Annotated in this window: 23 protein-coding genes; 10 read left to right on the top strand and 13 right to left on the bottom strand. The window is 63.5% G+C overall.

Annotation, left to right across the window (positions count from 1 at the left end):
• Window positions 1-75 precede the first annotated feature (75 nt).
• Window positions 76-2,811 (bottom strand): TonB-dependent receptor, encoded by a 2,736-nt coding sequence (locus TQ38_RS04145; protein ID WP_043972091.1) that lies wholly within the window; start codon window positions 2,809-2,811, stop codon window positions 76-78.
• Window positions 2,812-3,092: 281 nt separating this feature from the next.
• Between TQ38_RS04145 and typA the strand changes: the two genes are divergently transcribed.
• Window positions 3,093-4,925, top strand: a complete 1,833-nt coding sequence (typA, locus tag TQ38_RS04140; protein ID WP_043972094.1) for a translational GTPase TypA — start codon at window positions 3,093-3,095, stop codon at window positions 4,923-4,925.
• Window positions 4,926-5,126: 201 nt separating this feature from the next.
• Here typA and TQ38_RS04135 read toward each other — a convergent pair whose 3' ends face one another.
• From TQ38_RS04135 to TQ38_RS04105, 7 genes are all read right to left on the bottom strand, one after another.
• Window positions 5,127-5,987, bottom strand: a complete 861-nt coding sequence (locus TQ38_RS04135; RefSeq protein WP_043972096.1) for an outer membrane protein — start codon at window positions 5,985-5,987, stop codon at window positions 5,127-5,129.
• 201 nt (window positions 5,988-6,188) lie between these two features.
• A complete protein-coding gene (locus TQ38_RS04130) occupies window positions 6,189-7,040 on the bottom strand; it encodes a TorF family putative porin (RefSeq protein ID WP_043972099.1) in 852 nt (283 codons plus the stop codon).
• Window positions 7,041-7,378: 338 nt separating this feature from the next.
• The gene (locus TQ38_RS04125) at window positions 7,379-8,923 is read right to left on the bottom strand and encodes a SulP family inorganic anion transporter (protein WP_043972102.1); all 1,545 of its coding nucleotides are present in this window, start codon (window positions 8,921-8,923) and stop codon (window positions 7,379-7,381) included.
• Window positions 8,920-9,609, bottom strand: coding sequence for a carbonic anhydrase (locus tag TQ38_RS04120; RefSeq protein WP_043972105.1), 690 nt, complete (start codon window positions 9,607-9,609; stop codon window positions 8,920-8,922). The genes TQ38_RS04125 and TQ38_RS04120 overlap by 4 nt, the downstream gene beginning before the upstream one ends.
• A gap of 151 nt (window positions 9,610-9,760) precedes the next feature.
• Window positions 9,761-11,086 carry an ATP-binding protein gene (locus TQ38_RS04115; RefSeq protein ID WP_043972108.1) on the bottom strand — a complete coding sequence of 442 codons (1,326 nt, stop codon included), beginning with the start codon at window positions 11,084-11,086 and terminating at the stop codon, window positions 9,761-9,763.
• Between the two features lie 19 nt (window positions 11,087-11,105).
• Complete coding sequence (locus TQ38_RS04110) at window positions 11,106-11,834, bottom strand: response regulator (RefSeq protein ID WP_043972110.1); 729 nt, start codon at window positions 11,832-11,834, stop codon at window positions 11,106-11,108.
• Between the two features lie 216 nt (window positions 11,835-12,050).
• Window positions 12,051-12,323 carry a hypothetical protein gene (locus tag TQ38_RS04105; RefSeq protein ID WP_043972112.1) on the bottom strand — a complete coding sequence of 91 codons (273 nt, stop codon included), beginning with the start codon at window positions 12,321-12,323 and terminating at the stop codon, window positions 12,051-12,053.
• A gap of 243 nt (window positions 12,324-12,566) precedes the next feature.
• On the opposite strand from TQ38_RS04105, the gene TQ38_RS04100 reads away from it, so the two are divergent.
• The 6 genes from TQ38_RS04100 to TQ38_RS04075 all read left to right on the top strand — a co-directional run bounded on the left by TQ38_RS04100 (window position 12,567) and on the right by TQ38_RS04075 (window position 17,289).
• Window positions 12,567-12,962, top strand: a complete 396-nt coding sequence (locus TQ38_RS04100; RefSeq protein ID WP_043972115.1) for a hypothetical protein — start codon at window positions 12,567-12,569, stop codon at window positions 12,960-12,962.
• A gap of 313 nt (window positions 12,963-13,275) precedes the next feature.
• Window positions 13,276-13,734 carry a hypothetical protein gene (locus tag TQ38_RS04095; protein ID WP_240197941.1) on the top strand — a complete coding sequence of 153 codons (459 nt, stop codon included), beginning with the start codon at window positions 13,276-13,278 and terminating at the stop codon, window positions 13,732-13,734.
• 167 nt (window positions 13,735-13,901) lie between these two features.
• Window positions 13,902-15,053, top strand: a complete 1,152-nt coding sequence (locus tag TQ38_RS04090) for a glycosyltransferase family 1 protein (RefSeq protein WP_043973322.1) — start codon at window positions 13,902-13,904, stop codon at window positions 15,051-15,053.
• A gap of 103 nt (window positions 15,054-15,156) precedes the next feature.
• On the top strand, window positions 15,157-15,567 hold the full coding sequence (locus tag TQ38_RS04085) for a thioesterase family protein (protein ID WP_043972120.1): 411 nt from the start codon (window positions 15,157-15,159) through the stop codon (window positions 15,565-15,567).
• 910 nt (window positions 15,568-16,477) lie between these two features.
• Entirely contained in the window at window positions 16,478-16,906 is a 429-nt protein-coding gene (locus TQ38_RS04080; RefSeq protein WP_043972124.1) for an OsmC family protein, read from the top strand.
• A gap of 74 nt (window positions 16,907-16,980) precedes the next feature.
• The gene (locus TQ38_RS04075) at window positions 16,981-17,289 is read left to right on the top strand and encodes an alkylphosphonate utilization protein (RefSeq protein WP_043972126.1); all 309 of its coding nucleotides are present in this window, start codon (window positions 16,981-16,983) and stop codon (window positions 17,287-17,289) included.
• A gap of 18 nt (window positions 17,290-17,307) precedes the next feature.
• Here TQ38_RS04075 and TQ38_RS04070 read toward each other — a convergent pair whose 3' ends face one another.
• On the bottom strand, window positions 17,308-17,748 hold the full coding sequence (locus TQ38_RS04070; RefSeq protein ID WP_052505591.1) for a COG3650 family protein: 441 nt from the start codon (window positions 17,746-17,748) through the stop codon (window positions 17,308-17,310).
• Window positions 17,749-18,069: 321 nt separating this feature from the next.
• Here TQ38_RS04070 and TQ38_RS04065 point away from each other — a divergent pair, with 321 nt between their 5' ends.
• The 3 genes from TQ38_RS04065 (at window position 18,070) to TQ38_RS04055 (ending at window position 19,809) form a co-directional block, all read left to right on the top strand.
• Window positions 18,070-18,342, top strand: a complete 273-nt coding sequence (locus TQ38_RS04065; protein ID WP_043972128.1) for a hypothetical protein — start codon at window positions 18,070-18,072, stop codon at window positions 18,340-18,342.
• A gap of 180 nt (window positions 18,343-18,522) precedes the next feature.
• Window positions 18,523-19,098 carry a hypothetical protein gene (locus TQ38_RS04060; RefSeq protein ID WP_043972130.1) on the top strand — a complete coding sequence of 192 codons (576 nt, stop codon included), beginning with the start codon at window positions 18,523-18,525 and terminating at the stop codon, window positions 19,096-19,098.
• Window positions 19,099-19,137: 39 nt separating this feature from the next.
• Window positions 19,138-19,809 carry a pentapeptide repeat-containing protein gene (locus TQ38_RS04055; RefSeq protein ID WP_043972133.1) on the top strand — a complete coding sequence of 224 codons (672 nt, stop codon included), beginning with the start codon at window positions 19,138-19,140 and terminating at the stop codon, window positions 19,807-19,809.
• A 15-nt stretch (window positions 19,810-19,824) separates the two neighbouring features.
• Here TQ38_RS04055 and TQ38_RS04050 read toward each other — a convergent pair whose 3' ends face one another.
• The 4 genes from TQ38_RS04050 to TQ38_RS04035 form a co-directional block, all read right to left on the bottom strand.
• On the bottom strand, window positions 19,825-20,121 hold the full coding sequence (locus TQ38_RS04050) for a hypothetical protein (RefSeq protein ID WP_043973326.1): 297 nt from the start codon (window positions 20,119-20,121) through the stop codon (window positions 19,825-19,827).
• A gap of 170 nt (window positions 20,122-20,291) precedes the next feature.
• The gene (locus TQ38_RS04045; RefSeq protein WP_043972135.1) at window positions 20,292-20,678 is read right to left on the bottom strand and encodes a DUF4440 domain-containing protein; all 387 of its coding nucleotides are present in this window, start codon (window positions 20,676-20,678) and stop codon (window positions 20,292-20,294) included.
• On the bottom strand, window positions 20,675-20,977 hold the full coding sequence (locus tag TQ38_RS04040) for a YciI-like protein (protein ID WP_043972138.1): 303 nt from the start codon (window positions 20,975-20,977) through the stop codon (window positions 20,675-20,677). Before TQ38_RS04040 ends, TQ38_RS04045 begins: the two co-directional genes overlap by 4 nt.
• Window positions 20,978-21,021: 44 nt before the next feature.
• The gene (locus TQ38_RS04035; protein ID WP_240197940.1) at window positions 21,022-21,516 is read right to left on the bottom strand and encodes a hypothetical protein; all 495 of its coding nucleotides are present in this window, start codon (window positions 21,514-21,516) and stop codon (window positions 21,022-21,024) included.
• Between the last annotated feature and the right edge of the window lie 142 nt (window positions 21,517-21,658).

Here is a 21,658-nt window from a genome sequence, read left to right as displayed (position 1 = left end):
CAGTTTGCGCCGCCATCCCTGCCCGCGTCTCCTCCCAGAACCACGGACAAGCAGCGGCGCGTTTCGCGCTCCGGCTTAGAACCGGTAGCGTGCCGCCACGCCATAAGTGCGCGGCTGGTTTGGATAACCCGAGATCGAGCCGGGCTGCGCCGGGCTGTCGAAGATCTGCAGGATGGTGCGGTCGTTCAGCAGGTTGCGGCCCCAGACGGAGACCTCGATGCCGCTGGCCATCGCGTAGGTCAGCGATGCGTTTACGTCGTTGATGTCCTGCTTGAACTCGCGCGCGGCGGCCAGCGCGGCAGCAACGCTGGTGACATTACCGACAGCATCGCGCGTCACCAGGCCGGGCAAGCCCTCGACCAGCCTGAACTGCGCTTCGTAGTGATAGTCGCCGCGCAAGATCACCCGGTCGCCGCCTGAACCCACCGGCTGCACGAACTCCGCCCCGAACGTGACCGACAGCGGAGATACCCCCGCCGGGGTAGTGCCCGAAAGGTCCCCAAAAGCGGAGAGCTGGAAGGTGTCGTACTTGGGGTCGAGGTAAGTCCACGAAAGCGTCAACGTCAGCGGATCGATCGGCTTGGCAGAGCCTTCGAACTCGATCCCGAAGGCCGACTGCTTGCCCGCATTGGCGAGGAAGAAGCCGGAGCCGGTGAAGATGTTCGACTGGAAATTCTTGATGATCTGCTTGAACACCGCGACGTTGGCTGAGACGATGCCCCAGTTACCCTTGAAGCCCAGCTCGTAGACCGTCGCGTTCTCGGCATTGGCGAAACGGCTGCCGGAGGTAAGATTTGTCACCGCCAGCCCCTGTGCGCGCAAGGCCACAAGGTCGGCCGGGGTAGGCCGGCTGTCGCGCGACAGGTTGATCGAGGCCGCCTTGTAGCCGGTCGCCCAGGCGGCATAGAGGTTGATCGCCGGGTTCACGTCCCAGGCCACGCGCGCGGTGTAGCTGAAATCGCCGTCGCTGACCCGGCCCGGCTCCACCGCGTTGGGCAGGTTCATGAACGGCGGGAAATACTGAAGCGCGCGCAAACCGTTCAGCGGATTGGCCGAGGGGTTGTTGGCATTGCCCGCCGCGAAGGCGGTAGCGCCGGCATTAACCTGCGCGAAGGCCGCGCCGTTGGCCCCTGCGAAAGCGCCGATCTCGGCCGCAGTCGCCGACCGACCCAGACCCAGCAGGTTGCCGACCGTCTGCGACAGCGCGCCCTGATACAGCAAGGTCTGGCGGAAGCCGGCATAACGCCGGTCATTGAAGTCGATACCCGCGAAGACATCGTTCGAGGTCGTACCCGTGGCGAAGCGCTTGGTATCGTGGGTGTAGTTGATCCCGCCCGTCACGATCAGACCCGGCGCCACTTCGAAATCAAGCTGGCCGAACCCGGAATAAGACTCGTTCTTGAGCTTATACGCTTCGGTCAGGCCAGTCCCAGAGGCGAAGAAGTGGTTTGTGTATTTCGCCGGGTTACCCTCGGACGCACCGAACACGGTCTCCAGCGTCGGCACGTTGAGCGCGCCGCCAGACAGGCTGCGCACCAACAAGTCCGCGTAAGTGCGCGCGTCGTCGCCCCACAGGACCTGGTTGTTCTGGTCGATCTTCTCGTTGAAATAATACCCGCCAATGAGGCCGCTGATCTGATCGCCCACTTCGAAACTGGCGCGCAGTTCCTGGGTGAAGGTCTTGATCTGCAGGTCCTGCCAGTTGCGGCCCAGCAGGTCCGCGCTGGAGAAGTCCGAATCCTGGTTGGTCACCGCATCGGTGCGGCGGTAGGATGTGATCGAGGTCAGCTTCACATCGCCAAGGTCGTAGCTCAGTTCGCCCGAGACGCCCCAGTTCTTGATGTTGTTCGAGGATTGGAAGTTGTTGTAGCCAATATTGTCGTACTTCTCGCCCGGCTGATTCACCGCTCCGCCCAGCGCGAAGATCGCCGCCGTGGGCGCGGCCTGCCGCAGGTTGACGACGGCGCAGCAGTTCTCGTCGATCTTGCTGTAATCGCCGATCAGACGAACTTCGAAGCCGTCGTGATTGTCGAACAGCAACTGACCGCGCGTGAACCAGCGGTCCCGCTCGTTGGTGCGCGCGCCGGTGTCTGCCAGATCCTTGACGATGCCGTCGCGCCTGTTGATCCCGCCGGCCAGGCTGAAAGCGATGTTCTCTGTGATCGGGCCGGTGACTACGCCTTTCACCACCACGGCATCGTAATTGCCGTAGCTCGCCTCAACGTTTCCGCCGAATTCGAACTGCGGCTTTCGGGTTACGATCGAGATCACCCCTGCCGAGGCGTTCTTGCCGAACAGCGTGGACTGCGGCCCGCGCAGCACCTCGATCCGCTCCACGTCCGGGAAATCGGCGATCATCGAGGCTGAACGCGAGCGGTAGACCCCGTCCACGAACAGGCCGACCGAAGGCTCGATGCCGGCGTTGTTAGCGCCGTTGCCGAAGCCGCGGATATAGAAGTTGGTGTTCGCGCTGGACTGCAACTGGTTGACGCGCAGCGACGGAACCACCGATTGCAGGTCTTTGAGATCACGGATCTGCGCGCGTTCCAGCGTGGCCCCGGTGGTGACGGTAACCGCCACGGGCACGTCCTGCAGCGTCTGCTCGCGCTTGGTGGCGGTGACGATGATGGTATCGGCGTATTGCTCGCCTGCTTGCTCAGCCGTGTTCTGCGCCCCCCCGTCCTGGGCCAGCGCTGGCGGTGAAGCCAGCCCCGCCGCCGCGATCCCAGCCGCCAACCCCGCCCTGCCCAGAGCGATTTCGATGGCCATGCGCGATACTCGCGCGGCGATGCCTGCTGAACTGCCCTTCATCGGCGATCCCCTGTCCTTGTATGTAACTGCCCGCGTCTTGCGCGCGAAAGGCTCGTCACTTGTGTAGTCGCGTATTCGAGCCTTCTTTTAGGAAAGAACCGGGATGTCGACAACAGAACTTGATGAATATATGCGGACAATTCGCACCATTGTGACACCTGCGCCACAGACCGGCATATCGCAGCACGCTTGCCGGAAACGCTCGCATCGGGTAAGGGCGCCCAAATTTTGCAGTGCAACACGCATCTGCCCGCTGGCCCTCCTTTCGAAAGAAGACCTGAATGTCCGCCCCGCTTCCCTTGCGCAACATCGCGATCATCGCGCACGTCGACCACGGCAAAACCACACTTGTGGATCAGCTCTTCCGCCAGTCCGGCACCTTCCGTGACAACCAGCGTGTTGAAGAACGCGCGATGGATTCCAACGATCTCGAAAAAGAGCGCGGCATCACCATTCTGGCGAAGCCTACGTCGATCGAGTGGAACGGCTACCGCATCAACATCGTCGACACGCCCGGACACGCCGATTTCGGCGCCGAAGTTGAGCGCATCCTCTCGATGGTCGACGGCGTGATCCTGCTGGTCGACAGCTCGGAAGGCGCGATGCCGCAGACCAAGTTCGTCACCGGCAAGGCGCTGGGCCTGGGCCTCAAGCCCATCGTCGTCGTCAACAAGATCGACCGTCCCGATGGCCGTCACGCCGAAGTGCTCGACGAAGTGTTCGACCTCTTCGTCAGCCTCGACGCCAACGACGAGCAGCTCGACTTCCCCACGCTCTACGCTTCGGGCCGTAACGGCTACGCCAGCGAAGATCCCGATGCGCGCGAAGGCACGCTGACCCCGCTGTTCGAGAAGATCATCGAGCACGTGCCGGCTCCGGAAGCCGACGTCGACGGTCCCTTCAAGTTCCTCGTCACCCTGCTCGACCGCGACAACTTCCTTGGCCGCATCCTCACCGGCAAGGTCCAGTCGGGCACCGTCAAGCTGAACGACCAGATTCGCGCCCTCGACAGCGAAGGCAACGTCGTTGAAACCGGCCGCGCCTCCAAGCTGCTGGCCTTCCACGGCCTTGACCGCGTTCCCGTCGAATCGGCCAAGGCAGGCGACATCATCTCGATCGCCGGCCTGACCTCGGCCACCGTGGCGAACACGATTGCCGATCCCTCGGTTTCCGAGCCGCTCCAGGCCCAGCCGATCGATCCGCCGACGCTGTCGATGCGCTTTGCCGTCAACGATTCGCCGATGGCCGGCCGTGAAGGCTCCAAGGTTACCAGCCGCATGATCCGCGACCGCCTGGCCCGCGAAGCCGAAACCAACGTCGCCATCCGCGTCACCGAATCGGCCGACAAGGACAGCTTCGAAGTGGCCGGCCGCGGCGAACTTCAGTTGGGCGTCGTCATCGAGACGATGCGCCGCGAAGGCTTCGAGCTGGGCATCAGCCGCCCGCGCGTGCTGTTCCTCGAAGACGAGAACGGCAAGAAGACCGAGCCTTACGAAACCGTCGTGATCGACGTGGACGAGGAATTCTCGGGCACCGTCGTCGAGAAGATGGCGATCCGCAAGGGCGAGATGACCGACATGCGCCCCTCGGGCGGCGGCAAGATCCGCATCACCTTCACGGCTCCGTCGCGCGGCCTCATCGGCTACCACGGCGAGTTCTTGTCGGACACGCGCGGCACCGGCATCATGAACCGCCTGTTCGACAAGTACGGCCCCCACAAGGGCAAGATCGAAGGCCGCAAGAACGGCGTGCTGATCTCGAACGGCGCCGGCGAAGCCGTTGCCTACGCACTGGGCCCGCTCGAAGAGCGTGGCATCCTGTTCGTCGGTTCGGGCGAGCCGCTGTATGAAGGCATGATCATCGGCGAGAACGCCAAGCCCGACGATCTCGAAGTGAATCCGATGAAGTCGAAGCAGCTGACGAACTTCCGTTCGACCGGCAAGGACGACGCCATCCGCCTGACCCCGCCCCGCGTGATGACGCTGGAGCAGGCCATCGCCTACATCGACGACGACGAGATGGTTGAAGTGACCCCCAAGTCGGTACGTCTGCGCAAGGCCCTGCTTGACCCGAACGACCGCAAGAAGGCCGGCCGCAAGAAGGAAAACGCATAAGCCGCTGCTGACGCAGCGCTAGCGTGACAAAAAGGGCGCGACGGTCATCCGTCGCGCCCTTTTCATTGTCCGGCGTTTTCATCGCCTGATGGCCTGACAGCGCAGTTCCGGACTGCACCCCGGACAAAACAACGGGCCGCATCTGTAACAGACGCGGCCCGTTGCCTTTGCTCAGATCCTCGTGAGAGGACTAACGCTGGATCAGAACTGGAAGCCTACCGTCGCGCGCAGCGAGTGGTAGTCGAAGTTCTTGTCGCCGCCCTTGATACGGGTCGAACCCGAATCGATCAGGAACGGGTTGGTCGCAGGCGCGGTGCCCTGGCCAACAACGACGTTGTACTTGTTGTCGCTGTAGCGGTTGTAGAGGTACTCAAGACCCAGGCTCATGTGGTCGGTGAGCATGATCTCGGTGCCGCCACCAGCCTGCCAGCCCCAGACCATCTTGTTGTTACGCTCGGGGTCGAACGAATTGGCGGTGTTGGTGGTGGTGAACGTGTGGTCGATCTTGGCCATGCCGCCGCCGCCGGTGACATAGAACAGCGCGCCGCCGCCGGGCGTGTAACCTGCGCGCAGGCGGGCCGTCACGCTGTAGTCGATCTCGCGCTGGATCGCATAGCTTGCGGGCGTGGTGCTGTAGCCCGAGACGGCATCCTTGGCTTCCGACTTGGAGCCTTCGATCAGGCCGCCGACGACCATGTTGCCCATGCGGCGATCGTAGCCGATGCGCACGCCGTATTCGGCGCCGTCACGGTCCTGGCGGCAACCGGCTGCGGGGGTAGCGCCGCGTGCCTTGCCGCTGCAGAAGCCCGGCGAGAAAGCGTTGGCGCCGGCGACGGTGTTGACGTTGTTGTTGTACTTGCCGTCGCCATCGGTGTCGAACTTCAGACGATCGTTATCGTCCTGGTTCTGAATGGAGTAACCGCCGAAGCCCTGGACATAGACGCCATCGAAGTGGCTGTCGCGGCCGGCCGATGCAGGCCCGGTATCCTGCGCGAAAGCAGGAGTTGCAGTGGCGGCGGCGGCAAGCGCGACGACCGTCAGAGCGCGATTAAAGTGAGACATTAAGATCCTTCCTGAAACAAGGGCGGTTCATCACCCTGCGGAAGGCTCAAACATCGAGCGCGGCGTAAGTTTCCAAATCACCTTCGCAAATGTACCAAATTCGCAATATGTTACATTACAGTCACAGATTGCACGATTTGGCGCGGGATACCCGCCCGGCGCTTAAAAAAAAGCGCGCGGACGGGAACCATTCTCAACCGATCAGAAACCGGCCGAAAGCGAGAACACCACGGTCGAGCCGGAAATCTGCGAACCGTTCTTCGACGAGGCGAAGTTCGGCTTGAGATAGGCGGACTCGGATTTGGTGATGTCGGTGTCGATATAGGCAACGCCCAGGGTTACCGGACCAACAGCGACGTCCGCGCCCAGCATCCAGTCCACATAGCTGCCGGTCGGCGCGACGCTGGTACCGTTCGGGCCAAGGCCGGAGTTACCGTTGGAGTAGCCCACGTGTGCCTTGAGCGTGACCGGAGTGGTGGGGATGCTGGCGCTGGCGTCGCCCCAGATATAGAGGTTGTCCGACTTGGCGCCCGGTGCATCGGGGATGCCCGTGGCGTAGGAATCGGCGCTGAGGTACCAGCGGCCCAGTGCTTCCTGCTTGGGCGCATAGGCGACGCCGACGAGCAGTTTGCCGGGGCCGACTTCGCCCGAAAGCTTCACATAGGGTTCCGCGAAGTCGGTGATGTCCGAACCGCCCGGATACATGTACCAGGTCAGACCGGCATCCAGGGTCACGCCGCTGGTCACTTCGGTGGCGAAACCGCCGTAGATATCGAGTTCAGTGTTCGAACCGCCGAAAGTGCCCCAGCCCGAAAGGTTAGAAGCCCAGGTGCCGACGTAGAACCCGCTGGCGTGGGTGACCGAAACGCCGCCCTGCACGGCCAGTTCCTTGTCGCTCTGCGAGACGCCGCGGAAGCGGTAGTCGGTGACGAGTGCAACGGTGCCGGCGACGGTGAATTCGCCGGGCGCTTCTTCCTGCGCGATCGCGGGGGTCGCAGTTGCAGCGAAAGCAGCGGCAAGACCGGCGACGCCGGCGAAAAAACGAAAGTTCATTGTTCGGAACACCCTCATGTTGCTGATTGTATTACGTTCCGTCCTGCGGCCAGCATGCCGGACCTCGCTTCTTGGCGGGCCCGTTTCACACCGGCATGTAACAGAGGTACGCAGCAGGATTGTCCACATCTTTGCGATTTCGTGACGAAATATTGCTACATACTGCAGCGCAGCAAGTGTGGTTGCAATGCAACAGAAGGCTCGGTGCGTCGCAGACAACAGATGGCATTCCTGGAAGCCGGACAGAAAGCCGGGCGGAAACGCATTACGCGTTCCGCCCGGAAGGTAGTGGGGCCGGGTATGAGGGTTCCCGGCCCGCCAGGTATCAGGTGTTCAGGTCAGCTTGCCGATGGCAGCGGCAGCGGCCTCAGGATGGCATCCGGCCCGGTAACCCGGTCATTCTGCCCCCCCTGTCGGCGGCGGCTGATCCATTCGGACAGCCTCTCCGCAGTAGTGTGGTCGATCGCGTTCACACGGTCCATGTCGAGATGGATCGGGCGATCGGCAGGCTGCTTTTCCAACACCGCGTTAAGGCGGGTAAGGCCGACAAACGTCGCCGCTCCGTTCAGCTCGACCCGGGTGGCTCCACCCTCGTCATGCTCGTTCACCTTCAGACGCAGATGCTTGTAGTGCGGCAGCAGCTCGACCACCGAAAGTGCGAGGCCAACGAGTACGCCGGTCAGCAGGTCGGTGGTTACCACCAGCACGAAAGTCGCCGCCCAGATCGCGGCGGGCAACGGGCCGTGTGCCTTGAACAGGTGGGTGACGTGCTTCACGCTGACAAGACGCCAGCCGGTGACGACCAGGACGCCGCCAAGCGCGGCCATCGGCACTTCACGCAGCAGCCAGGGCAGTAGCGCGACAAACCCGAGGATCCAGGCACCGTGCATGATGGTGGAGAGGCGGGTCTTGCCGCCTGCCTGCACATTGGCCGATGAGCGCACGATGACGCCGGTCATCGGCAGCGCGCCGAACAGGCCGCACAGGAAGTTGCCTACGCCCTGAGCGCGCAGTTCCTTGTCGTATTGCGTGCGGACGCCGTCATGCATCCGGTCCACCGCAGCGGCCGAAAGCAGCGTTTCAGCGCTGGCGATGAAGGCGATGGCAAGCGCAGCAACCACCAGCGAAGGGTTGGCAAGCGGCGCGAACCACGACGCACTGGTGGGAAAGGTGAAGGCGGCGGCAATCGAAGCGGGAACCTCAATGCGTGCGACGTCCAGGCCCATGCTCCAAGCAGCCCCGGTCGCGGCGACGACGCCGAGAAGCGCGCCCGGAACCAGCGTCAATGACTTGGGCCGCAGCTTCTCCCAGCCCAGCATCATGGCGATGGTCAGTAATCCGATGCCCAGCGCCATCTCGGTCGAGGCGGCGTTGGAGAAATCGAGGCCGAACACACGCGCAGGCATGGCTGAAAGATTCTGCAGGCCACTTGCCAGGGGTTTCTCGTCGAACAGGATGTGGAACTGGCCAATGACGATCAGCGCACCGATCCCGGCCAGCATGCCATGGACCACGGCGGGGCTGATGGCGCGGAACAGACCGCCCATCTTGAGCGCGCCGGCGACCAGCTGCAGAACGCCGGCCAGCAACAAAACCGGGCCGAGCGCCTCGAGCCCGTTCTCACGAACGAACTCGAACACGATAACCGCGAGGCCGGCGGCCGGACCGCTGACCTGTAGCGGCGAGCCTGCCATCATGCCGACGACGATGCCGCCGATAATACCGGTAACCAGCCCCTTCTCCGGCGGAACACCTGAAGCGATGGCGATACCCATGCACAGCGGCATGGCGACCAGGAACACGACGATGGACGCCGTGAAATCCCGACCGAAGTGTGAAAAGAGGCCTTGGCGCCCCTCACTAGCGGCGACGACGGCGCTCATTCTGCTGCTTCTGCGTATTCGGTGGCGAAGCGGGTGCGCGCGGCCAGTGCGACCGGCAGGTCACGGTCTTCGCGCAGGGTGATGAATTCGCCGGTATCACCGTTCAGGCCCAGGACCTGGCCGGCGTGGATGTCGACGAACCAGCCGTGCAGGGTGATCTCGCCGCGCGCGATGCCGGCGGCGACCGCCGGGTGGGTACGCAGGTGGCTGAGCTGGGCGATGATGTTCTCGAGGCTGATCGCGCGCACGCGGTCCTTGCCTTCGAGGTCGGCGTGGCAGGTGGAGACAATGTGTTCTGCCGCAGCGCCATGCTTGAGCCAGGCTGCGACGTTGGGCATCGCTTCGAGGCCGGTCGGGTCGCTCAGCGCCTTCATCGCGCCGCAGTCCGAATGGCCGCACACGATGATGTCACGCACGCCGAGCGCCGCGACGGCATATTCGACCGTGGAGGTTACGCCGCCGTTCTGGGTCGAATAGGGGGGCACGATGTTGCCCGCATTGCGGCACACGAAAAGGTCGCCGGGGTCAGCCTGGACGATATGTTCGGGCACGACGCGCGAATCGGCGCATGAAATGATCAGCGCCTTGGGGAACTGACCTTTTGCGGTCAGCTCGCCGAAAAGTTCGCTGCTGGCGGGGAATGTTGTCTTCTCGAAGTTGAAGACACGGCCGATGAGTTCGTTCATCTTGACACCTCTCTCAAATCACATGCGCGCCAGCACGAGGCCGCAGGCTTAGCGAGAAAGGCTAGGTGTCGATATTTTCGGCTGTCGTGCGCATACGTTACGAAAGCTTGCTGCGCTGCAGCAGCTGGGCATTGACCTAGCAATAATAGGATTAGTCGGTGGTCAGCGGCAGACGAATGATGGCGCTGAAACCGCCTTCTGGCCGGTTCCGCAAGTCCAGCGTGCCGTTTTCCATACGCACCGCCTTGCGCACGATCGCAAGGCCAAGCCCCATGCCCGCAGTATCGCGTGCGCGCGAAGTATCGAGGCGGACGAAGGGCTGGAGCGCATCGGCAATACGGTCCTCAGGGATGCCCGGGCCATCGTCTTCGACGACAATCTCGGCCCCGCCTTCGTAACGCCGGACGATGACGCGGGCGTTGCCCCCGTAGTGAATGGCGTTCTCGATCAGGTTCGACAGAGCCCGGCGGACCGGCACTGGCCTGACTTTCAGGGTGAGGCTGGAAATCCCCACATACGTCGCATCGGCGCCGTGATCGGCAGCGGTGTCGACCAGCGTTTCGGCCATGACGGCAAGGTCGATAAGCTCGCGCGGGATCGATTTGCCATCGCTGTCGACATAGGCCTGGATCGAATCGAGCAACAAACGCATCTCGTCGATGTCGTGCGTGAGCCCCTCGCGCACTTCGGGGTCGACGGTTTCGTCGTCGAGGCGCAGCCGCATCCGCGAGAGCGGTGTCTTGAGGTCGTGGCCGATCGCCAGCATCGTCTGGGTGCGGTCCACCAACGACTGGTGAATGCGCGCCTGCATTTCGTTCAAAGCACGGATCAACTCGCGAAGTTCGTCAGGGCCGCGTTCGGGAACCGGTTGCGGCGGGCCGGAACCCAGATGCCGTGTCGCACCAATCAGGTTGCGAAGCGGACGCAGGGTCGTTCGCACCAGCAGCCAGGCTAGCGCGATCAGCAGCAGAGTCGGCAGGATCAAGCTGGCAACCCGCCCGGCAGTCAGCTTCCAGGCAGCGCTGGCATGGGTGTGAAAACGCACCACGCTGCGGTCTTTCAGCCGAAAGGAACCACCGATGTTGCCCTTACCTGGCATCTCCTCAAGGTGCAGTTCAAGGTCGGCCACCGCCAGTTCCGGTTCGATTTCCACCACTTGCGAACGCAAGTTCGAAAGCCCCAGCGAGCCGCGACGGCGGTCGTCCGGGGCTGTCAGTATCAGCGTGAAACGCTTGGTGCTGAGCACTTGGGCAACGGCGCCGCGCTCTTCCTTGTCGGCATGTTCGAGCGTGCGCTGGGCCAGCACCAGGTTTTCTGCGATCCGGTCGGCGTCGTCGCGGCGCAGTTCGAACGAGTTAACCCGGTCGAACAGAAAGCAGTTGGCCGCGAATTCGATGACGACGACCAGCACGAAAGCCGCGAACAGCCGTTCGGGCAGGCCCATCCGCCTGAACAAGGTAATGACTTTATGCAGCATCAGATGGGCCCGCAAGGCATCAGGCGCGCGTCACTTCCGCCTTGAACATGTAGCCGACGCCGCGAACGGTGACGATCGGGGACTCGCTATCTTCTGCCTGCAGCTTGCGGCGCAGGCGACTGACGAGGACGTCGATGCTGCGGTCGGAACTGTCGCCGATGCGCGAACGGGACAGCTCCATCAGTCGTTCGCGGCCAAGGACGCGCTGGGGATAACCGAGAAAAGTGGAGAGCAGGTCGAATTCGGCCCCGGTCAGGTCGACGATCGCACCGCTGGGCGAACGCAGTTCGCGCCGGGCCATCGAAACCTGCCAGTTGTCGAAATGGATCATATCCTGGCCGCGCGCCTCTGCCACAGGCTCGCTGGCCGAATCTAGGCCGCCGCCCCGGCGCAGCACGGCGCTGACACGAGCGGCCAGCTCGCGGGTGCTGAAGGGCTTGGCGAGGTAATCGTCGGCGCCGAGTTCAAGACCGAGTACGCGGTCTTCCTCGCTGCCGCGCGCGCTGACGAAGATGATCGGCACGTCGCTTTCGCGGCGGAGGCGGCGGAACAGATCGAACCCGCTGGTGCCCGGCAGCATGATGTCGAGCACGACGAGGCTGACCGTGGCCTCGCGCAGCGTGACCCACATTTCCGCGCCGGTGGCTGCGGTGAGGACGTTGAACCCGCTCTGGCGCAGGGCCCGCGCCGTCAGGGTACGAAGCGCGCCGTCGTCCTCGACGAGCAGAATGGTGGGAGGGGTGGTCATGGTTTCCTGGGCGAGCCTGTAGCGGGGTGCGACCGTCATCGTGCTGTGCTTGTCTCTTTTACCATATAGGGAACCGGCGCAGCGAAGATAGCCGCGCCGGTTGGAAAATGTCGCACCGCCATTAGGTGTTCCGGGGAGGAAAGGCGGCCGAACGTACTTTCACCGTCCAGCGATGCCCGCGCTGCCGCAAAGCAGAAAGGCACCGCCCGGCGGATATCAGCGCGCGTGTTCGCGGGCAGCGCCGGCATCGACCTCTGCAAGGGTAGCGCGCTCTGCCTGCTCGGCCTGAACGATTACGTGGCGGCAGGCGCGGCCCTTCGAAGGGTCGGGATGGCACACAGCCGGAGCAGCCGAGCGAGTGGTCGAGCTGCGGGCAGGCGTCGGGTGGCCCTTCATGGCGGCGATGGTTTCACCGGCGTAAGCGGCCTGAGCCGGAGCAGCGGACGGGCTGGAAAGCGAAATCAGGGCGAAAAGAGCGGCGGAAATCATGGGTTGTATCCAGTCTGACAAATTGATGATGCCAGATTGGGGACCGCACATGTCGCTTTTCGGGCGCAGGCGTTACGAAATATTGCCCATTCGCAACAGGCAAACGTTCATACAATTGCGTACAACCATGAACGAATTCTGCCAGATCCGCTTCGATCCGGTTCAGGCGCCAAGGCCTAGAACAATCTCAACACGGGGACAACGGTTTCTTGGACCGACGTCCCTCGAAAGGAGTTTCTCGCCATGAACCTGTTCAAGAAGACTGCCATTGCCGCCGGCCTCGCCGCAACCGCCCTTGCCAGCACCACGCCGGCCATGGCGCGCGACTATCATCGCGGAAGCGACAACACCGCCGCAATCGCCATCGGCGCCGGTATCCTCGGCCTCGCCGTCGGCGCCATCGCCGCCTCGTCGAACAACCACAACGATCGTTACGATGCGCGCTACGACAATCGCTACAGCGGTCCCGCGTATGTGAACGACTGGTCCTACCGCGACGGATACTACTGGGATCGCGGTGGCGGCCGCCATGACCGGGACGAGTACCAGCGCTATTACCGCGGCCAGGGTGGCTCCATGCAGGGCGATTATCGCCGCGGCTACGACCGCAGCCGGGACGACTATCGCCGCGGTTACTGATCCAGATGCGAAAGCGGCCGGGTAATCCCCCTCACCCGGCCCGCGAGACGCCCGGCCCCACCTCCTGGCCGGGCGTCTTTGCATGCATGACCTCCCCAAATGCCCTTCATTGCACCGCGATTTCAAATCGCCGCCGAAACCGATCGGCTCGTCGCAGCTCCGATACGCCTCTGGACAAATTCACTCGCGGTTCAGTCCTCGGGGACCATTTTACAACCAACGCGCCCACCGCAACCGCCGTTACCCGGTTGGCCCGGAAAGGGAGTCCAATGACATGAATACCTCTTTTAAAACATTTGGAAAAAAGTTGGCGATGGGGGCCGCGCTCGCAGCGTCCCTGTTGCTGGCGACGTCTCCGGCACAGGCCCGTGACCGCTATTATGGCCGGGGCGGCGGTAACGATGCTGCCATAGCAATCGGCGCGGGCGTGATCGGCCTTGCCGTGGGCGCGGCCATCGCCGATCGCGGCGACCGCGATTACTACGACCGTGGACGATACGATTCGCGCCGCTACGTCACCGTGCGCGGGCGTCCCGATCGCTACTATTACTATGACGGCAACCCCAATCGCTATTACCGCGACCGGTATTACGACCGCTATTATGCGCCCTATTACCGCGACCGCTACAGCCGCGGCGATCGCTGGGGCAATGGTTGGGACCGGGGCCGCAATTGGGGCAACGATCGCCGCTGGGATCGTCATGACCGCCGGGACGACCGCCGCTGGGATCGCCGCGACGACCGCCGTGATCGCGACTGGCGCCGCCGTTAAATCCTGACGCAGGCGAATAGATGGACTCGCGGGTCGGCGGCTGGCCGGATTCGATCACCACGGATACGCACAGCGTTGCCCGCGAGCCGCACTTGCCGGCGCAGTTCCCGGCTTGCCATGAACCGCCCTCGCCAAGCGCGGCGGGGGCGGCTATGGGCCAGCCCATCATGGATACTGCCGACCTGCGCATCGCCCTTTTTTCGGGCAACTACAACTACGTCCGCGACGGCGCCAACCAGGCGCTCAACCGTCTTGTCGGCTACCTTCTGAGCCAGGGTGCGCAAGTGCGCGTCTACGCTCCTACCGTCCCCAATCCCGCGTTCGAGCCTACTGGCGACCTTGTGAGCGTCCATTCCGTCGCCTTCCCCAACCGGCCCGAGTACCGCATCCCCCTGACCTTCTGGGGGAAGGCCGGCCGCGACCTCGCCAACTTTCAGCCGAACGTCGTCCACGTCTCCTCGCCTGATCCGGTCGGACATCAGGCTGTGACTTGGGCGCGCCGGCGCAAATTGCCGGTGCTGTCCTCGGTCCACACCCGCTTCGAGACGTACCTGCGTTATTACAACATGGCCTGGGGCGAACCGCTGATCGAGGCGATGCTGCGCCGCTTCTACCGCCGCTGCGACGCCCTTGTCGCCCCGTCCGAAAGTATGGCGCAGCTCTTGCGTGAGCAGCGGATGAACTACGATGTCTCGATCTGGTCGCGCGGGGTCGATCACGAAGTGTTCAACCCCGGCCGCCGCGACCTCGCATGGCGCCGCAGCCACGGCATCGCCGATCATGAAGTGGCGATAGGCTTCCTAGGCCGACTGGTCATGGAAAAGGGCCTCGACGTCTTCTCCGACACGCTGGACGAGCTGCGCCGCCGCGGCGTAGCCCACAAGGTGCTCGTGATCGGCGAGGGTCCGGCACGCGAATGGTTCGAGGAGCGCCTGCCTGGCGCTGCCTTCGTCGGTTTCCAGGGGGGATCGGACCTGGGCCGCGCGGTTGCCTCGATGGACGTCCTCTTCAACCCCTCCGTAACCGAAACCTTCGGTAACGTCACGCTGGAGGCCATGGCCTGCGGCCTTCCCGTAGTTGCCGCTGCTGCCACCGGCAGTCAAAGCCTCGTCGACGACCGCGTCTCGGGACGGCTGATCCCGCCGGGAGCCGTCCACCAGTTCGCCGAGGCACTCAAGGGCTATATCGAGAACAGTGACTTGCGCTGCAGTCACGGCCAAGCCGGCGCGCTGCGGGCCAGCGAATTCAGCTGGGACCGTATCAACCAGGCGGTTGCCGATACGTATCTGCGCCTCATCCGGCAAAAAGCACGCGGCTGAGCTTTTCCGGCCGCTGGCAGATGCCGGATCCACGGCCGTGACGGCAAGATGAATTGGGCCAATCCACTTCCTTTGACGCGTTGGGAGTGCTATTGACGTATACGTGAACCAAGCCATCCCTCATCAGTTTTCGATCGGTATCGATCCCGAGGACATCGACTTCATGGGTCATGTCAACAACGCCAGCTACCTGAAGTGGGTTCAGGCTGCGGTGGTCGATCATTGGCGCGCGTTAGCCCCGGCGGAAGCGATCAATCAGCATCTCTGGGTGGCGATAAAGCACGAGATTACATACCGGAAACCGGCGTTTCTGGAAGACGATGTCATCGCTACCGTACTTCTTGAAAAGGTGCAGGGCGCCCGGGCCTTCTACGAGACGGTGATTAGGCGCGGAGAAGAGGTTCTGGCTGAAGTGAAGTCTAGTTGGTGCTGCCTCGATGCCTCAACCCTGCGGCCAGCGCGTCTGGCAAGGGATGTGATCCAGCGGTTCTTCTCGGCGGAAGAAGCGGGTTAACGGTAACCCCACTTATGCGTCCCATAGCACGGGGTTATAGACCCGCTATGGACGCACGACCGGAAAGTCTTCGTCGGGGATGACGGAGACTTCCGACTGAGATCACTCGGAACCGGAGCATCCAGCGCAACGAGGCGCGGCGATGGTGTCCCCGCCGCGCCTCGCGCTTCTCCCCTTCCCTCGGCTCTTCGCGAAAGCCCAGCCGACCTTCGCGATTGCTCTCCCTGCGTTGCTCTGTTTTTATCTCGTCGTATTTGGTGCAGCGTATTCCCGTCAGGCCAGCCTGCGCTGGTTCAGCGCCAGATTGGCCGTACGGGGATAAGGGTGTCACTCATGCAGTACGCGCTGGTCATGACGCCCGCTTCACATGCGTATCTGCCGCATAACCTGTACCGGTGACCGCCATCGCAAACAGGACCAGGCCTGTGTGCAATGCTGTCAGGAATCTCTTCATGACGACCATCCTCTTCCCGTGTCGGTACCGGTTGGCGGTCCGTCAGCTAGTGAACAGTTGGTATCACTCGGCGAGGCATCCCACCAAGCGAACAATCCTCAGGAACCTTAGGATTCCTGCGCTTTTTGCACTGCAAAACGATAGGTGTACCGGGTGGTTTCATCATTCCATACGCACGTCCAGCCACGGCACAGCGGGGCGTGAAGAACGCTGTTCTCGCGAGAACCCAGGCACCAGGCCGAATTTGCCGCTAACTTGAGTGGAAATTTCGGACCTGAAGCGCTGTCATTTCATCTTCACGGCTCCGATGGTACGGTGCACCCATGCTGCAGGCGCAAATGCGGACGACCAGGCGAAACTGCGCCGAACCGCCCTCGCCCACAGTTCAGGAACCCTGCCCCGAGCACCGCGTTGCAGGGACCGGCACTTGAATACACCTCCAGAAAGGCCCCGATCATGACCACGAACACCGCTTCCGCCCGCTACGAAGGCCTTGGCAAGGACGGCAAGGGCTCGATCACCACCAAGTCCGGCGTGCTTAGCGAGCAGCCCTACGGCTTCGGCACCCGTTTCGAAGGTAAGCCAGGCACCAACCCCGAAGAACTGATCGCCGCCGCCCACGCCGCCTGCTTCACCATGGCGACCAGCTTTGCCCTGGCAGGCGCCGGCCACGCGGATGGCACCCTGGACACGCAGTGCACCGTGACGCTCGACAAGGACGGCGACGGGTTCACTGTGACAAAGTCGGCGCTGACCCTCACCGCTTCGATCCCCGGCATTACGCCCGAAGATTTCGCCCGCATCGCCGATGAAGCAAAGGCCGGCTGCCCGATCTCGAAGCTCCTGAACTGCGAGGTGACGCTGGAGAAGTCGCTGGCGGGCTGACTGGATTTCACGCCCTTTATCGGCCAAGGCATCCGGGCGCGGCGATATCCGCCGCGCCCGAACAGGATGCGGCGATGCCCGGTGACGATGAAAACTACGTCTATGACGAGGAAAGCGGTGAGTGGATGTCCGCCGCCGATCTTTCTGCTCGCCGCGCCGCTGCCGACCGGATCGAAGTGCGAGACGCCGTGGGCAACCTCCTGGCCGATGGCGACCAGGTAACGCTGATCAAGGACCTCGACGTAAAGGGCGCGGGCCAGACGCTGAAGCAGGGCACCGTCATTAAGTCGATCCGACTGACCGGCGACGCGCAGGAAATCGACTGCAAGTTTCCCGGTATCAAAGGCCTCGTCCTGCGCGCGGAATTCGTGCGCAAGCGCTGATACGCTGCCTGCCTGAAACTACTGTCCAGCGGTGCGCGGCTGTTTTTCGGTCCAGCCGCAGCCGCTACGCGTCTGCTCGCCGATCTGCAGGGTGACGATAAAGGGGTAGCGCGCATCTGACATACCGTCGCTGCAAGGCGCCGGCGTCACCATCAGCGTCGCCGCGCCGCCGGCCAGCGTCCCGCTGAACGAAACCCCGCCGCGCCCCGCAAAGCGACTGGCCGAGACGGTCTCGCCCTTCTCGTTCTCCGGCGTGGTGTAGGTAAGGCCATCGGGCCCTACCTGGCCGCCCCAGAATGGCTCGGTGCCCAGAAAGTGTACGACCTCCCCGGCAGCGATGCCGTTCCACGGATTGCGGTCGTTTGCATCACCGGGCACCTGCTCCCCTGCGGAATGACATGCTGCAAGAGCGAACAAGGCGATGATCGGCGCCAGCATGGAGGCAGAGTAACGGTTCATCCGTCGAACCTAACCCACTTGCCGATAATCGAACAAGTGCACCCGCGCCCGAATCACCGGTCATGCGATGGGCTCGTTTCGCTCGATTACAGCGCGCGCAGCCTTGATAGCCGCAGCTCGTCGATTTTTTACGGACACGGCGTTCTCGGCATGTGCTTAAAAATCAGGCAAAAAGTCCGCATGTTGCAAAACTTGCACCTGGTAGTTCCCGTATTGAAATTGCGCGGCGGCGCGGCATCGGCTTTTGCTGCATCGCAACAAGACAAACCGAAACAACGATGCCGAGGCAAGTTCCTGCCTCTCCGAATTAGGGATTTTGCCATGTTCAAGACCATTCTCGCCACCGCCGCTGTCTCTCTCATGGCTGTTCCGGCTGTCGCCCAGGCCAACGATGCCCGCGCATTTTCGCATGAGGGCGTGAACTACGCCTACACCACCCAGCAGAAGGGCAAGGTCACCGTGATCGACGGCAACACCTCTGCCGGCGTGCCGTTCCGCCTCTACGTCAAGGGCGACCGCGTTTCGGGCACCTACAACAGCCGCTACGTGTCGTTCACGACCGCTGAAGCTGCCAAGCTGAACATCGGCAACTAATCCGCGCGGCTGCGCATCCGGGCAATTTCCTCTCTCCCATGCCCGGTTGAAGCGGCCCCGAACAAGGGCGCCGTCCCCCTCGAGCGGGACGGCGCCCTTTTTCTTTGTGTTCAGCACGCCGACAGCCGCGCCCGTCTATGCCTCCCTCTCGGGAAAATAGTGAGATCTTCTGGAGGTTCGATGGCTGCGGGCAAACTCGTCCTGCTGCTGATTGTTGGCGGCCTTGCCGGCGCAGTGTTCGCCGGGATGACGACGGGCGCAATGCGCCCCTATCGTGATGCAGCCAATCATGGCGCCGGAGCCGAGACTGCGCGCCGTGATCCGGCCCCGGCCAATGACGCCGGGTACGGGTACGCCGCGCCGCCGGTTCGCCAGTCCTGGCTCGACGAGGGCCTGTCCCTGATCGACTCCCCTGCCTGGCCATTCGGGCCGGGATCGTCAGGCGAAGATGCCGCTCCGCCCTACGCCGCGCCGCAAGGCTATGCAGCCGACGGCTATCCCCCGCACGGCGGCTACGACGATGAAGGCTGGGTCCGGGGCGACCTTCCCGGCCGCCGGGATATGCGCAATTACGACGACTATGCCGGTGACCGCTACGGCGGCGACCGCATGCCTGCAAGCCCGGGCGGCGATAGTCCGGCACCTGCGTGGGAACAGGCAGCCCCGCCCCGGCGCCAGAACGACACTGCATCGGATGCGGCCCGGCGCGCTGCTGACGCCGCGCAGGACGTAATGGCTGCCGAAAGCGCGAATTAGACGCTGTCACCCCCGACGGGCAGCCGCTAACAGGCGCGCATGGACGAACCGATTACCGACAGGACGCTGACGCGGGCCGATATCGAGGGCTTGCTGGCACACCCGCGCCACCTGATCGACTGCGATCTGGAGGACGCGAACCTCTCCGGCCTGGAGCTTACCGGCTGGAGGTTCGAGCGTTGCTCGCTGCGCCGCACCGACTTCGCCCGTGCCAAGCTGGAGACAAGCCTCTGGACTTCGTGCCGGGGCGCCTTCGCCGACTTCACGGAGTGCGACCTTGCCGACGCGAAGTTCATATCATGCGACTTCAACAATGCCTCGCTGCGCCGTGCCACACTCGATTCTGCGCGGATCGAACGATGCAAGCTGACCGGCGCCGACCTTACCGAGGCGCGCGCGATCAACCTGATTTTCGATGAGACATTGCTGGTCAATGCACGGCTGGGCGGACACTCGTTCCGCAAGGCGCGGCTGGAGCGGATAGACTTCTCGCAGGCGGACCTGGGCAAATGCGACTTCCGCCACGCGACTTTCATCGGTTGCAGTCTGCGCGACGCCCACGTCCAGGGCGCGCGTTTCGATGGCGCGGATTTGCGCGGCGCGGATCTGGGTGGCCTGAAGCTGGCCGACGCGCGGCTCTTTCGCGGCGCGACGATCTCCAGCGAACAGGCCGGTCAGCTACTGGGCGAACTCGGCCTCAACGTCCGCTGAGAGAGCGGCAGCCCGTCACTCGTCGTTGCTAGAGAGCCGGTTCAGGTTCGCCCGCACGGCACGGCGGTAATAGGTAAGCGTGCGGCTGCACACGGTGCCGGGATCGTGGCCGAGCTGGCCGCTTGCCAGTGCCATGCTCCATTCCCAGCCGGCCCAGACCTTCTCGGTGACCATGCGCATCATTTCGTCGCCCGCGCCGGGATCGCCCTGGCCGATACGGACGGTGCGCAAGGCAATGACCGAGCCTGCCTCGACCATCAGTTTGCCGGCGTCGCGCATGAGAGCCTCGGGGGCGGCAGATTCTGAACTCATCGATACAGGCTCCTGCAGCCCGCCGACGCGCAGGAATTGCGCATACGACTTGCGGGCAGCGGCCATTTTCGGGAATCCTCAACGGCGACCCGGCGGCGCGACCCCGCGCCGGGTTGCAGACCGGCCCATACCCTATCGAGCGGCCAGCCCCAAGCCCTTACAATGTACAGCTAACCAAGCGTCACGAAGACTTCCGCCTCGATCAACCAATCCCCGGCCACTTCGCGCCACTTCGCAGCATAAGTGCCCGAGGCAAGCGCCGCTTCACCGTCCGCAGCGGTGCCCTGCCAGCGGCCATGCTCCATGGCTATCGGCTCCACCGGCGAGACGGTTACGCTTTCGCTGGTCCGCAGATAAACCATCCGCCCGGCATGGGAGAATTCACGCCGCCAGACTTTTACCTGCGCCATGCGGCCCGCGATCACCGCGCTATCGCTGCCGGTGATCATCACGCAGTCCCGCGCGAGAATCGGCCCGATCGCCGCCGCATCGCCCTCGGCAATGGCTCGGTTGAAGGCAGCGCGACGGGTGCGGATGGCCAGTTCGGCCGCGCTCATGGGCGCGCCGGGCTGGCAGCACCGGCGCCGACCACGGTATTCCATCGCCGCACGCTCCACCGCAGGACAAGGCCATTCACCACGTAAGGGTCGGCGCGGGCGAAAGCCTCGGCGGTATCGGTGCTTTCGCCTGCAAACAGAAGCAGCGCGGTATCTACCGGATCTTCCACTGCGCCGCCCATGACCAGTTCGCCGCGATCGGCCGCCTCCCACGCAAGCGCAAGGTGATCGGCGCGAAACTGCGGACGGCGTTCAAGATAATCGGCCGCCAGAGTGTAAGTAAGCAGGTAGTGGTTCATACCCTGTCCTTGCCGGGGATCGGCCGCGCTGGAAAGGGGTCAGGTCAAAGGCAGCCCTCGACATAGCCCAGCACCGGCATCGTGCCGACGTGGATCAGGCTGACCTTGCCGTCCTGCCCGATCTCGAAGCGCAGCGCCGGGTCGCCGCTCGCTGCATTGGGGGCGGTGAGGTATTTGGCAGGGGCGTCCTCGTATTTGTGCGGCTCTTCGCGGAAGCCTGCGAACCACTTCGCCACGTCCTTTTCAGTGGCGCCGACGCCGATACCCTCGACCAGCTTCACGTCGGAGCGCTTGCCCACGGTGATACGGCGGACCTTGTCCTGTTCGACGATGGCGTAGACACCGGGATAGCCGGGCGATGTGACCGTGCGGCAGGCATCGCCCGCCTGTGCTCCGCGCTCGGCCCACGTACTACCCTTTGGCACGGGCTGGCCGATCTTCAGATCGCCAAGGCCTTCCAGTCCGATCACTTTCGCCGAAGCGGTCGTCGCCGGAGCCGCCTCGGTCGGCGCAGGCTGCATAGCGTCCGTAGCGGGCATTGTGCTTTCTTCCTGGGCCGCCCCTGTCGCCGAAGCACCGGCAGTCGGTTCAGCGCCGGAGCAGGCGGCGAGCGAGAGGGCCATTAGAGCGGAGGCGCTGAACGCGGTAATGTTTCTCATGCGACGTGAAACGAAACCAGCC

The organism is Novosphingobium sp. P6W (genome assembly GCF_000876675.2).
GTDB lineage: Bacteria > Pseudomonadota > Alphaproteobacteria > Sphingomonadales > Sphingomonadaceae > Novosphingobium.
The sequence above is the reverse complement of the archived record's forward strand: the minus strand, read 5'-3'. Positions and strand labels throughout refer to the sequence as shown.

Coding starts and splice junctions, on each gene's coding strand:
- TQ38_RS04145 (WP_043972091.1), bottom strand. CDS start 2,811: ATGAAGGGCAGTTCAGCAGGCATCGCCGCGCGAGTATCGCGCATGGCC.
- typA (WP_043972094.1), top strand. CDS start 3,093: ATGTCCGCCCCGCTTCCCTTGCGCAACATCGCGATCATCGCGCACGTC.
- TQ38_RS04135 (WP_043972096.1), bottom strand. CDS start 5,987: ATGTCTCACTTTAATCGCGCTCTGACGGTCGTCGCGCTTGCCGCCGCC.
- TQ38_RS04130 (WP_043972099.1), bottom strand. CDS start 7,040: ATGAACTTTCGTTTTTTCGCCGGCGTCGCCGGTCTTGCCGCTGCTTTC.
- TQ38_RS04125 (WP_043972102.1), bottom strand. CDS start 8,923: ATGAGCGCCGTCGTCGCCGCTAGTGAGGGGCGCCAAGGCCTCTTTTCA.
- TQ38_RS04120 (WP_043972105.1), bottom strand. CDS start 9,609: ATGAACGAACTCATCGGCCGTGTCTTCAACTTCGAGAAGACAACATTC.
- TQ38_RS04115 (WP_043972108.1), bottom strand. CDS start 11,086: ATGCTGCATAAAGTCATTACCTTGTTCAGGCGGATGGGCCTGCCCGAA.
- TQ38_RS04110 (WP_043972110.1), bottom strand. CDS start 11,834: ATGACCACCCCTCCCACCATTCTGCTCGTCGAGGACGACGGCGCGCTT.
- TQ38_RS04105 (WP_043972112.1), bottom strand. CDS start 12,323: ATGATTTCCGCCGCTCTTTTCGCCCTGATTTCGCTTTCCAGCCCGTCC.
- TQ38_RS04100 (WP_043972115.1), top strand. CDS start 12,567: ATGAACCTGTTCAAGAAGACTGCCATTGCCGCCGGCCTCGCCGCAACC.
- TQ38_RS04095 (WP_240197941.1), top strand. CDS start 13,276: ATGGGGGCCGCGCTCGCAGCGTCCCTGTTGCTGGCGACGTCTCCGGCA.
- TQ38_RS04090 (WP_043973322.1), top strand. CDS start 13,902: ATGGATACTGCCGACCTGCGCATCGCCCTTTTTTCGGGCAACTACAAC.
- TQ38_RS04080 (WP_043972124.1), top strand. CDS start 16,478: ATGACCACGAACACCGCTTCCGCCCGCTACGAAGGCCTTGGCAAGGAC.
- TQ38_RS04075 (WP_043972126.1), top strand. CDS start 16,981: ATGCCCGGTGACGATGAAAACTACGTCTATGACGAGGAAAGCGGTGAG.
- TQ38_RS04070 (WP_052505591.1), bottom strand. CDS start 17,748: ATGAACCGTTACTCTGCCTCCATGCTGGCGCCGATCATCGCCTTGTTC.
- TQ38_RS04065 (WP_043972128.1), top strand. CDS start 18,070: ATGTTCAAGACCATTCTCGCCACCGCCGCTGTCTCTCTCATGGCTGTT.
- TQ38_RS04060 (WP_043972130.1), top strand. CDS start 18,523: ATGGCTGCGGGCAAACTCGTCCTGCTGCTGATTGTTGGCGGCCTTGCC.
- TQ38_RS04055 (WP_043972133.1), top strand. CDS start 19,138: ATGGACGAACCGATTACCGACAGGACGCTGACGCGGGCCGATATCGAG.
- TQ38_RS04050 (WP_043973326.1), bottom strand. CDS start 20,121: ATGAGTTCAGAATCTGCCGCCCCCGAGGCTCTCATGCGCGACGCCGGC.
- TQ38_RS04045 (WP_043972135.1), bottom strand. CDS start 20,678: ATGAGCGCGGCCGAACTGGCCATCCGCACCCGTCGCGCTGCCTTCAAC.
- TQ38_RS04040 (WP_043972138.1), bottom strand. CDS start 20,977: ATGAACCACTACCTGCTTACTTACACTCTGGCGGCCGATTATCTTGAA.
- TQ38_RS04035 (WP_240197940.1), bottom strand. CDS start 21,516: ATGCCCGCTACGGACGCTATGCAGCCTGCGCCGACCGAGGCGGCTCCG.